This is a genomic window from Spirosoma pulveris, from assembly GCF_054781875.1.
This window is the reverse complement of the sequence record NZ_BAAGTO010000013.1, coordinates 77,489-90,001: the sequence shown is the minus strand read 5'-3', so window position 1 is coordinate 90,001 and position 12,513 is coordinate 77,489. Positions and strand designations below refer to the sequence as shown.

7 protein-coding genes are annotated in these 12,513 nt (G+C 48.5%); 2 read left to right on the top strand and 5 right to left on the bottom strand.

What is annotated here, in order from left to right:
• Positions 1–64: 64 nt before the first annotated feature.
• From ACYVJM_RS27650 to ACYVJM_RS27630, 5 genes are all read right to left on the bottom strand, one after another.
• Entirely contained in the window at positions 65–673 is a 609-nt protein-coding gene (locus tag ACYVJM_RS27650; protein ID WP_461151458.1) for a chemotaxis protein CheB, read from the bottom strand.
• Positions 655–1,464: a CheR family methyltransferase gene (locus ACYVJM_RS27645; protein WP_461151457.1), complete on the bottom strand. Its 810-nt coding sequence runs from the start codon at positions 1,462–1,464 to the stop codon at positions 655–657. Before ACYVJM_RS27645 ends, ACYVJM_RS27650 begins: the two co-directional genes overlap by 19 nt.
• Complete coding sequence (locus ACYVJM_RS27640) at positions 1,461–1,838, bottom strand: response regulator (protein WP_461151456.1); 378 nt, start codon at positions 1,836–1,838, stop codon at positions 1,461–1,463. The genes ACYVJM_RS27645 and ACYVJM_RS27640 overlap by 4 nt, the downstream gene beginning before the upstream one ends.
• 120 nt (positions 1,839–1,958) lie before the next feature.
• The gene (locus tag ACYVJM_RS27635) at positions 1,959–5,564 is read right to left on the bottom strand and encodes a response regulator (RefSeq protein WP_461151455.1); all 3,606 of its coding nucleotides are present in this window, start codon (positions 5,562–5,564) and stop codon (positions 1,959–1,961) included.
• A 29-nt stretch (positions 5,565–5,593) separates the two neighbouring features.
• Positions 5,594–7,177 (bottom strand): hybrid sensor histidine kinase/response regulator, encoded by a 1,584-nt coding sequence (locus tag ACYVJM_RS27630; protein ID WP_461151454.1) that lies wholly within the window; start codon positions 7,175–7,177, stop codon positions 5,594–5,596.
• Between the two features lie 622 nt (positions 7,178–7,799).
• Here ACYVJM_RS27630 and ACYVJM_RS27625 point away from each other — a divergent pair.
• On the top strand, positions 7,800–8,540 hold the full coding sequence (locus tag ACYVJM_RS27625) for a response regulator (RefSeq protein WP_461151453.1): 741 nt from the start codon (positions 7,800–7,802) through the stop codon (positions 8,538–8,540).
• Between the two features lie 157 nt (positions 8,541–8,697).
• Positions 8,698–12,507: a sensor histidine kinase gene (locus ACYVJM_RS27620; protein ID WP_461151452.1), complete on the top strand. Its 3,810-nt coding sequence runs from the start codon at positions 8,698–8,700 to the stop codon at positions 12,505–12,507.
• The last annotated feature ends 6 nt before the right edge of the window (positions 12,508–12,513 follow it).

Genomic DNA, 12,513 nt, shown 5'->3' with positions numbered 1-12,513 from the left:
GTACGGCATTAGTTCGTCGATAATAAGCTTGGGCTCAGCTACGAAAGGGTGTTTGTTTAAGGTTTCAGGCTGATGTGGGCGTTCGCTGAGCCATATTTACTGATTTCAAGAATTCAATGATGCCGGGTATGTCCAGCACATGATCGACAGAGGTGTTTTCGATAGCTTGTTGGGGCATATAGCCAACCAGGGCTGTGTCGGGCTGTTGGGCAACGAGTAAGCCCCCCCTTTTCTGAATGGCCTGCATCCCGTTTGTGCCGTCGGCGTTGGCACCCGATAGAAGAATGCCAATTAACGAAGAACCGTACACATCGGCTGCCGATTCGAAGGTGACGTCAATGGACGGGCGGCTGTAGTTTACCTTTTCAGAATCGTCCAGCGAAAAGCTCTTATCCTGTTCAATAAGTAAATGATAATCGGCAGGAGCCAGGTAAATAGTGCCTGACTTTATAGGGTCTTTGTCGTCTACTTCCCGAAGCGGGCTATCTGTTTTTAGGGATAACAGGTTTGCCAGTGTCGAATCGGCGGTGTTTTTCCGATGCAGCACGATAATCAGGGCAAACGACAAAGGAGCGGGCAGGGTGGGCAGTACACGCAGCAGCACCTCTATACTTCCGGTGGAGCCGCCAATCAGAATAGCCTCTGCTGGTTTGGTTAGCTTTGTTTCCGCCATATTTTTTCGCCGGCCAGCTGCCGGTAGGATGCCTGTAACGTAGAAAATTTCAGCGTTTCTTTGGCCCCAAGAGCCAGATAGCCGAGTGGCCCCAGGCTATCGTCGAACAGGGTCAACACCCGCTGCTGAAGCGCCTTATCGAAGTAGATGAGTACGTTTCGGCAGAGGATCAAATCGAATTCGTTGAACGACTGGTCAGACACCAGATTATGGGTCGAGAACACCATCTTCTCAGACAGGCTGCTGTTGAATTTAACATACCCGTACTGAGCCGTATAGTAGACGGAGAAATCAGTTTTACCCCCCGATAGTATGTAGTTTTCCGAGTACTGTTTCATGGGTGCCATGGCGAAAATACCCGTGCGGGCGGCTTCCAGTACCTCCGGGTTCAAATCGGTAGCGTACAGCAGCGACTTGTGAAGCAGGTTGGCTTCGTTGAGCAGAATTGCCATTGAAAAGACCTCTTCGCCCGTTGAACAGCCCGCGTGCCAGATACGAATAAACGGCTTGGTCGCCAGCGTAGGCAGCACTTCATTCCGGAGCGCCCGGTAAAACTGAGGATCGCGGAACATCTCGGTAACGTTCACGGTCACCTCTTCCACAAAGCGTTTGAGGTAATCCGTATCCGACCGGACGCGGTACCGAAGCTCTGCGAAACTCGGAAATTTGTCCAGTTGCCACAGTCGATTGATGCGCCGTTTTAACGACGCTCTGGAGTAATGGGTGAAGTCGTATCCATGTACCTCAATCAAATCGGTGAGCAACAAATCGATTTCTTCGTCCTCAATCATAGCAATCGTTCACTTCCCGACAATAATTGCAACAATCGATCAACATCAATTGGCTTGGCGATGTAATCGGTGGCACCGGCCCGCAGGCATTTTTCCCGATCACCAACCATTGCCTGCGCCGTAACGGCGTAAATAGGCGTTGCTTGTCTGTTTTCCAGATTCTTAATGCGCGGAATAGCCTCGTAGCCGTCCATTTCAGGCATCATCATGTCGATGAGTATTACGTCGATAATTGTATCCGTCTTCAACAGGTCAAGGGCTTCCTGAGCACTGCTACATGCCAGGCAGTCGAATGACTTGGCCTTCAGGGTAGCTTTTAACGCAAATATGTTGCGAGGATCGTCGTCGATGATTAAGACCGTTTTTTTAGTCATTTTGTTGGATTTTCATGCCACAGAGGTGCACGGTGAGACACAGAGAAAAATCAATTGCCCTGCGATTACGCAATGAAAAAGGAGAATCTCTGGGTTACTCTGTGCATCTCAGTGGCTACACTAATTTCGTTCGTACAACCAGACACGCAGCAGAGATACAAGCTGGTCAATATCGACTGGCTTGGTGATGTAGTCTGACGCACCTGCCTGAATGCATTTTTCCCGGTCGCCGGTCATGGCTTTGGCCGTTACGGCAATAACGGGTAAGCTTTTCCATTGGTAGTGCTCCCTTATTTTGCGGGCTGTTTCGTACCCATCCATCTGGGGCATCATCATATCCAGCAACACGATGTCGACACCGGGGTTTTCTTCCAGCTTTTGCAGGGCTTCCTTGCCATCCAGAGCGGCTATAACGGTCATGTTAAACTGCTCAAGGGCTTTGGAGAGCGAGAAAATATTCCGTACATCATCGTCTGCTACCAGTACGGTCTTATTCTTCAGAATCTGACTCAGTGCGCCCAGTTTCTTGGCAGTACCGTTCGTTGTGGTATTCTGCTTGTTCTCTTCAACCAGGTGCAGGAAGAGCGAAACTTCATCGAGCATACGCTGGTAGGAGTGGGCGGTTTTGACAATGATGGAGTCTGCATATTTCTTGATCTTCAGCTCTTCCGACATCGACAGGCTCTTGCCCGTGAAAATAATGATCGGGAGATTCTCCAGGCCGGGGTTTTTCTTGGCAACCTCCAGGGTTTCGTAAGCCGTGGAATCGGGTACCCCCATGTCCAGAATAACGCAGTCGACTTCTTTGCGTTTTAGGGCGTCGACGCTTTCGGTAATGTTGCTTTTTAACTCGGAGGTAATGTTAAATGTCTCCAGATAATACGCCAGCGCTTTAGCGTGTTTGGGGTTATCTTCAACGATCAGTACTTTTTTCGGACTGCGGTTGAGGACATATTCGATTTTTTTGAAAACTTCCTGCAACTGCTCAAAGGCAACCGGCTTATCCACAAAGTCAATGGCCCCTTTGAGCAGGCTTTCGTTTTTCAGTTTGTGCGACGACATGATATGCACTGGAATGGGCCGCGTTTGCGGATTGGCTTTCAGCGCGTCCATAACCTCCCAACCGCTCATGACCGGCAACTGAATGTCGAGCAGAATGCCCAGCGGCTTGTACTCCGATGCCAGTTTTAATCCTTCGTCGCCCTGCACGGCTACAATAGCTTTGTAGCCTTTCTTGCGGGCGTAGTCGAGCAGGGATTTCGCAAAATTAGGATCGTCTTCAACAATCAGAATTGTTTTGTCGCCTTCTGCAATGGCGTGACGGTCATCCGGAATGGGCTCCGGAGTAGTCAGGCTAATGTACTCGGTTGATCGCCTGGGTTTAGGTTCGGCGGCAGGTGGAAGTTGTGGTTCGGGCCTCATGACCTCCTGTGGCACGGGTTGAACGTTGTCTTTGGAAAGAGGCAGGTGGATGGTGAATTCGCTGCCCACATTCACCTGGCTGGACAGGGTAATTTCGCCCCCGAGTAACTTAGCCAGTTCCCGGCTGATGGACAGCCCAAGGCCGGTGCCGCCGTATTTTCGCTTGGTCGATCCATCGGCCTGCTGAAAGGCTTCGAAGACGAGAGGTTGTTTTTCGGGGGGAATGCCAATACCCGTATCCTTAACCACAAAGCAAAGAGTTGCCGGAGCCGATGTACTACGCTGGATGCTCAGTGATACCCGGCCCACCGATGTAAACTTGATGGCATTGGAGAGCAGGTTTTTGATAATCTGACCCAGACGCATCCGGTCCGTTTCGATAACCGCTGGTACGTCTGGATGTGTGTTTATCGAGAAGTTCAGCCCTTTTTCTTTGGCGACCAACCCAAACAGCGACTGTAGTTCATCCGTAATTTCGGAAACATACACATCCTGGAAATCCAGTTTCATCTGTCCCGCTTCAATCTTCGATAAATCCAGAATTTCGTCGATCAGCCCAAGCAGCCCGTTGCCCGACGACTGAATGACGCGCGCATACTCGACCTGATCGGGGGTGAGGGTGTCTTCATTATTCTCGGCCAGTAACCGGCTCAGCAGAAGAATGGAGTTGAGCGGTGTCCGTAACTCGTGCGACATGTTGGCCAGGAACTCCGATTTATACCGGGTGGTTAGCTCCAGCTCATCGGCTTTTTTCTGAATCTCGTCGTTTTTTTCTTCCAGCAACAACCCCCGTTCTTCGAGTTCGGTATTGGTCTGTTGTAATTCCTCCTGCTGAACCCGCAGTTCTTCTTCCGAAGCCTGGAGCTTTTGAGCCTGCATTTCCAACTCGGCATTCAGATTCTCCATTTCGGTATGCTGCGCCTGCAACTCCTCGGCCTGGGCCTGGGTTTCTTCGAGGAAGTTCTGCAACCTAATGTAATCAAGGGCGGAGTTGACCCCAATGGCCATCGTTTCCAGATTGTGTTCCAGAAAGGCAATGTCCATTGGATCGGGATTGTTCAATAAACCTACTTCAATAACACCAATACAAACGTCGGCATACACCAGCGGGGCAATAACCAGCGCCCTGGGAACGGCATCGCCCAGGGAAGAAGCGATCCGGCTGTATGTAGGCGGAATATTCTGAATGACAATCAGTTTCTTACGTTCAATGGCTTCGCCCGCCAGCCCCTCACCGGGCTTGATGCTCGCGGGTGGCTGATGGGCTGCGTAGCTGCCAGCCAGCTTGTATACAGAATCGGTGTCGATCAGGTAAATCGTGGCTTGTGGGGCGTTCAGGTAATCGGCAATGGTATCGATCAGTCGGTTACCCAGCTTTTTCAATTCTTTTTCGCCCCGCATGGCATCGCCTATTTTTACGGTTCCTGTTTGCAGCCAGTTTCTGCTTTTCAAATCCGTAAACGTCTGTTCGAGGGAAGTTGCCATCTGATTCAGCGCTTTGGCAATGCGACCCAGTTCGTCATCCTGTGTATCTTCACTACGGATGGAATAATCACCCCCGGCAATTTTACCGGTTATATCCTCCATGACCGAGATACGGCCGGCCGTTTCAATATACTTCGCTTCGTCGAGCTGCTGTTTTTCAATCCGGTCGTCCAGATCCCGCTTTATACGCACGTAGGTAAGTGTCGTAATGAGCATGGAGACGACAGCGGCAAACAACAGTAAAAAAGGGGTGTAGTTGATGTATATCTGTTGCTGTTGAATGCGGGCCTCGAGCAGTCGATTCTCATCTAACTTGAATTGGTTAACAAGCACCCGCAGATCATCCATGAGCAGTTTTCCGCGGGTCATTTCCCTATGCTGCGTAAGGGTATCCCGGCTAATTAGTTTATTGCCCCTGGTTAAGTCAATAACGCGCTGCATTTGCTTAAACTTAGCCTCGTACAACGATTTTAACCGGCTAAGACTCCGTTGCTGTACAGGATTGTCGATGGTGAGCTCGTGGAGCTGGTCGTAACTGACCGCTACTTTTGAGCGACTGCCATTATAGGGTTCCAGAAAGGTTGGATCGAGCGTAACAAGGTAGCCGCGCTGCCCCGTCTCCGCATCTTTCATGTATGAAATAATATTTTCAGCCTCAATCAACACCTGATTGGTATGGTTAACCAGTTTGGAGTTGCTTATTAATTTCTGGATACTGTAATAGGAAGCCGTCAGGCTGATCAGGAGGAGCAGCGTCGACAGCGTAAAAACAAGTTGTAGCTGCCGGATAACGGAGTTCGACGTAGACGATTGTGACATATAAAGTAGAGTAGAGCCGCAACGGATGATTAATTGGGCAGTAGCGCACCGGCCTGTCTGATGGGGAGGACCAGAATAAAGCTGGCTCCTTCATTTTCGCGGCTCTGAGCGGAAATGATCCCGTTGTGTTTATCCATGTTTTTCTTGGCGATGGCCAGGCCAATTCCTGTTCCTTCGTAACGGGTGCGGTGGTGCAACCGTTGGAAGATTATAAAAATGCGGCTGAGGAATTTTTCATCGAAGCCAATTCCGTTATCACAAACGGTGATCCGGCAGTAATCGCCCGTGGGAGAGGGAGGGCTATCAATGGTTTTGCTGGCTACCCGTTCTGCACTGATGTGAATAGCGGGCGTTACATCTGGCTTTGAAAACTTAAGAGCATTGCTCAGCAGATTCTGAAATACCTGCCGGATTCGGGTGGGGATGATATCAATGACAGGTAATTCATCGATCGTCAGGATGGCCTGTTTCTGATAAATCAGCTCATCAAAATCCTGTAAAAGCTCGGCTAGCAGCGTATTGAGGTTGGTAGCCTGAAACGGCTCGTGTACGGACAGCTGCGAGTAAGCCAGGAGGTCTTTAATTAAATTAGACATTCGCGCCGACGATTGAATAGAGCGGTCGAGGTAGGCTGCGGCTTCGGGGTTGGTGCTCAGGTACTTTACTTTTACCGTGTCATTGAGCAACTGGATTTTTCGGAGGGGCTCTTTAAGGTCGTGCGAAACGACCCAGGTAAACTGCTGAAGTTCCTGATTGATTCGTTCGAGTTCTTCGTTTTTGGTGAGCAGCTCATTGGTTCGTAGCTTGACCTCCTGTTCCAGTAGCTCGGCAGCCTGCTTTTGCGGGTGGATGTCGGTAAAGGTGCCAATCCACCGCATGAGGGTTCCCTGTTGTTGAATTGGGATGATCCGGAGTAGGTGGTAGCGGTAGTCGTCTGTATTCAGGGCTTTCAGCCGTACTTCGCGGGTAAACTCAACACCATTGTCAAGTGCCTCTTCCCAATCGTGGCAAAGGTGATCGTCGGGGTGGGAGGTAGGAAACGTGCTTGTGTCGCTGGCATACTGATACCAGTGTTCATTCACGTATTCAATCCGTCCATTTGGGGCTACTGTAAAGGCCATTTGTGGGAGCGAAGACAGGACAGCCTGTAACTCCTGCATGCGTTCGGCCAGTTCTTCCTGTGCTTTTTTGCGAATATCAACTTCCTTGCGAAGCGAAGCCTGTGTAGCCCTGAGTTCCTGCTGCTGTTCGTAGAGTTTATGGAATGTTTTGACTTTTAAAACCAGAATATCGGGGTCAACCGGCTTGGTCAGATAGTCGATACCACCTGACGTATACCCTTTGGTAATAAATTTCTTGTCGGTATTAACGGCAGAAAGAAAAAGGATGGAGGTATCGCGGGCCCGGCTGAAACCGGCAATGGCATTTGCCACCTCGAACCCGTCCATACCCGGCATCTGAACGTCGAGAACAATAACCGAGTAATCCGCCTTCAGAACTTTTTTTAAGGCCTCTTCACCAGACTCGGCTGTATCAACCGAAAACCGATGTAATTCCAGGATCTTTTTCAATGGAAGAAGATTCTCGGGCCTATCATCAACGAGCAGAATCATGGAGGACTAATCAATAAAACGTTGAGAAAAAGTACACAATGGACCTTTATGCACTTTCGTAGTAAAAAAACCTCACCGGTATACGTCAAGGTAAATTAGCTGTGAAGATAAAACCTGACGAGGTGTGTTTCCAAATTCAGGCAGGATTGTCTGAGCTGTACTTAGTGTATGGGAAGTAAATACGTACTTGTAGAAGCATCGTTGTCGGGCGCGCCTGCCTGCATTCTACTAGTCAAAGAAGCTTTATTTTTTTGTGGCGAATAGATCGTAAAAATTAAAGCCCGCTAGTAAAATCTAATTTATATTTATACTTTTTGTTTACTTATTTCGATTTTAGTAGATTTGCAAAATCAATGTTTTGTATTATATTTATAGTTGATATAAGCTTAGTACGCTATTCCGCCCGCCGGAAGATTTCGTTTCTATACGAGTTGACTTTTCTCGGCTCGCTTGACTCTCAACGTGTTACAGTATACTGGTAGGTCTATTTAGTTTAAATTCGTTCTGTTCGGTAGCAACAGGGAATTTAAGTTAGCGGCAAGAATAATTCATGTCGTGCGCTTCAGGCCTAAGCATAATATTGCTGAAAGACTCTCTTTATTTAACCGTGTCTACGTATTATATGTCAATCCGGATACTAGTTATTGAAGACGTTACACAGATTCGAGAAAATATAGCGGAACTGTTAACTTTTAGCGGGTATGAAGTTCAAACGGCTGCTGATGGTATTAAAGGAATTTCCCTAGCCCACAAGTGTTTACCCGATCTTATTTTGAGTGACATTATGATGCCCGATATGGATGGACATCAGCTGTTGCAGCGGGTGCGTAGGGATCCTGGGCTGGCACATACGCCATTTATATTTTTGACCGCTAAATCGGATATGCTGGATCTGCGCTATGGTATGAATTTAGGTGCTGACGATTATCTGACCAAGCCTTTCCGATCCTCCGAACTACTGAAGGCAATTGAAAGCCGGTTAACCAGAATTCAGCAGCAGACCGGAGCAGCCGCTACCGATCATTATTTGAAGACTGTTTGCGGGCGTGACAGCCGTGGAACGATGTTGTTGCCGGTAGACGAGTGCTTTTGCTTTTTCACAAAGAACAGAGAGTATTTCGTTAATCACCCGGCGGGTACCTTTCAAGTGAATCTAAGCCTCGATAAGTTAACCGCCAGCCTGGATCCAGGGCTTTTCTTCAGGGTAAATCGAAATATTCTCCTGCATCGAAAAACTATCCAGAAGTATACTTACTGGGACAAAGGGAAATATTGTTTGTTTCTGACGATTGGTCAGGAAACTCACGAGACTACCTTAGCGAAGGCCAGGTTTAAAGGATTTAAAAATTGGCTTTCGGGGTAGCTGCCTTATGCCAGGCTTAAAAATTGGCTATACACGCCTGAAGTTTTATGGTTAATTTTTTGAATAAAGACAGGCCTGAATGCCTGATAGTGTAATGTGAGCTGATTACTAGTTTATTCTAGAATGTATATAGTGTAAATAAAGTCGATTATAGTAATTGGATCAAGAGTTGAACTGGAGCGGTATGGATGAGTTTTCTCAGTTTTGGTTTGATGTTTCGCTTCAGGGGGTTGCATTTGTTGAGCCTATCGATACTGATAAGTTGCCGATAGTGACGTTCTGTTATAAGCTGGTTAATAGCGCTTTCGCCACGATTCTCAGACGAACTCAGCAGGAGTTTGCAGGACAATCTGTAACCGGACTTTTTCAAAATGAAAAAGACAGTGCATTCGTTAGTCAGCTTTTAACCTGTCTGCAAACAGGAGAACCACAACAGTTCCATCAGCATGGACAGTGCGCCGGTGAAGATGTATGGCTCAGCGTTATAGTAACCCGAATGGGCCGGCAACTGATGGTCACCATTCAGGATATCAGCGAGCAAAAGAAATCGGAGCAGGAGTTACAGCGTCGCCTGGCTATGGAGTCGATCCTGTCGGCCGTGTCGAGCCGGATGATTATTCTCGAATCCAATGAGTTAGATGCCTATATGGCTGAAGCACTGGAGCAGATTAGCACCCATATTGGAGCAGAACGGGCCGCTGTAGTTATGTACTCGGACGATCATCAGTACGGAAGTTGTACCCATGAATGGTGCGCTCCGGGTATTGACCCCCGCAAACAAGCCAACCAGCATGTTCCTGTGAGCAGTTTTGTCTGGCTGCACCAGCGGCTGGAAACCGGGCAGACGGTTTGGTTCGATGGCGGGGATATGTTGCTGGATACCGTCAATAGTCAAAGTATATTCAAATCCATGGCGGTTCGTTCCCTGATTGCCGTTCCGCTTATTGAGGAACGAAAAACGCAGGGATTTATCGCATTTTATGCCATCACCCAGGACCATAAATGGGGGCAAAGTGACGTCTCTCTGCTACAAACTTTTGGTACATTCGTTATCAACGTATTGGGCCGGCTAAAGCAGGAAACGGCCATTATACGGGCTAATCAGCGGTTAGAGGGGCTGCGTGAAATCGACCAGGCATTACTAAGCTCCCGCCTGGCTGACAGGCCACCCCTGTTGATTGCCATGAAGTACATTCACTTTATGGTGCCATGCGAACGGATAACGGTTTTTCAAATTGATGACGTTACCCAATTGGCCGTAGTCAAGTGCAGGCTGGTGGATGGTGTTCCCGTTAGTAACCCGAGGCAGGTCATTACAGATTCCTGCTTTTACGAACAGTTCCTGTCCAGTGAAAACATTACCTACCTTCCCGATTTACGGCCGGGAGCAGCAAATCCAGCACCTGCACTGAGTAAATCTCTGTACGAGGAAGGCTTTCAGTCGCTCGTTATTATTCCGTTGTTTAGCCGACAGGAATGCATAGGGGCGTTAACACTGGCTTCTGCCACTCCGCATTTCTTCACGGAAGAGTACCGCCAGGTTACCCAGGAAGTAGCCAGCCAGTTGGCGATCGTCCTGTATCAGCAGCAACTGGATGAGCAGCTTGAGGAGTACACCGAACAGCTTGAGCAACGGGTAGAGGAGCGAACCAGAGAAGTCACACAACTGTCGACAATACAAAGGGCCATCTTTGAACACGCTAGTCAGGCTATTCTGTCGACCGATATTGGCGGGGTTATTCAAACGGCTAATCGAGCCTGCGAAAAGTTGATCGGTTACCGCGTTGACGAGTTAATTGGCCGGGTGGCGAACCTTGACTTGGGCGAGGGCGACAACCCAATGCCGGTAATAACGTATGCGACGACCCAATCCAATCATGAGGTTACGGGTGGTTTTCTCGATATGCTGGCCGAACAGGGCTATTTCCAAGCCGAATGCCAACTCTGCCGCAAAGACGGCACTCTGATTCCGGTACTGATGGCGTCGAGTGTTTTAACCGATGAAAACAACGAAATCATTGGCTATGTGGGCATCGCCACAGACATTTCCGGGCTAAAAGCGTTTGAATTAGAGCTTCAGGCGAAGAATCAGGAGCTGAGTACAATTTTTGAAAGCGCCATTGACCTGCACTGTATAGTGACCGTTGATGGAAAATTCCTGACCGCCAACCGGGCGTGGGATATGACCCTGGGGTATAGTAAAGAAGAACTCGATCAATTAACATTCGCCGAGTTAGTGCACCCGGATGAGCAGGAACTTCTTCAACAAAGTGTATGGGCGCTGACCAACTACAGTCCTGTTCGCAATCAACTGAACCGATTTCTGAGAAAAGACGGTACCTACCGGTTGCTGGAGTGGAATGCGATACGGGTCAATGCTATTTTTTATGCTTCCGCACGGGATGTAACGGAGCGCCAACAGGCCGAAATGCAATTAATTAACCTGAACCAACGCCTTCAGGTGGCTACAAGTGCTGCCGGGCAGGGAATCTGGGAGAGAGATTTCGAAAAGGGCACGTTAATCTGGGATGACCGCCTGTGGAAACTGCATGGGTTAAGTCCGCGGAAGGACTGGCATTTTTCCGATTTTGCAAAGATGCTTCATCCTGAAGATCGGGAGGCCTTTGTTGCCATGCCGCCAACCGATTCGATCTCGAACGAAGTAGCACGCATTGTGCGGCCAGATGGGGCCATCCGCTACATGGAAACCAACGGGATCGTCATGACAGATGAAGCCGGTAAACCCGTTAGGGCGATTGGGGTTGTTGCCGATGTAACAGAGCGAAAAGTAGCCGAAGATGCCCTTCGGGAAAGTGAGCGCCGGTTCCGGGAAATAGCCGAAAATGTTGATGAGATTTTCTGGATTCACTCGGCAGAACCGTTCGAATTGCTGTACGTCAATCCGGCCTACGAGCGGGTATGGAACGCCAGTTGCCAGAGTTTGTACGACAACCCTAGTTCATTTATAGATGCCATTATTGAGGACGATAAACCACTGGTCAGAGATTTCATAGACCAGTATAAAGCGGGTTATGAAGGTCAGTTTTACTGTCGTATCAAGGATATTACGGATGAAAATATCCGCTGGCTGTCGATCCGTACGTTCGTGGTGCATGACAGCTACGGTAAAATTGTCCGGCACATTGGCATTGCCAACGATGTAACAAGTCAGAAAGAAAAAGAATTAGTGCTGCATCAATCGCTGCAACGAGAGCAGGAACTGAATCAGCTCAAGTCCCAGTTCGTTTCTACGGCTTCGCACGAGTTTCGGACACCGCTGGCAACCATTCAATCCAGTGTCGATTTGATAAAATTTTACCTCGACTTGCCCGCAGCCACGGCCAGTAAGTCGATTCATCATCATTTAAATGTAATTGGTAAGGAGATCGACCAGTTCGGAACCCTCCTCTCAAACATATTGACCATTGGTACCATCGATGCCGGAAAGGTGAAATTCACTCCGCACCATACCGACATTGTGGTGCTTTGTACCGACATTATAAAAACGCACTTCAGCGAGCAGGCCAACCATCGCACCGTCAATGTATCAATAGATGGTACACCGTTCATGGTTTTTATCGATCAAAAGCTGATTAGCCATGTTATTGTCAACCTTCTGTCCAATGCGTTCAAGTTTTCGGCGGATAACCCTTCCTTACGGCTCATTTTCAAAGAAAAAGCGATTATTATTCAAATAATTGATCAGGGGATGGGCATTCCGGCAAGGGAAATGTCGACACTCTTTCAGGCTTTTTTCCGGGCCAGTAATTCAAATGGAATTCCGGGCACAGGCCTGGGCCTGGTCATTGCCCGGCAGTTTGTAGAAATTCATGGCGGTTACCTCGACATTCGGAGCGAAGAGAAAAAAGGAACCACCTGTACCGTTACTCTGCCTACAAGTCAAATGAACGAGGCCTTGGCCAGTTCATTAGTCTCTACCACTAGTTCAACCGTAACGTCTCATTAATCTTAT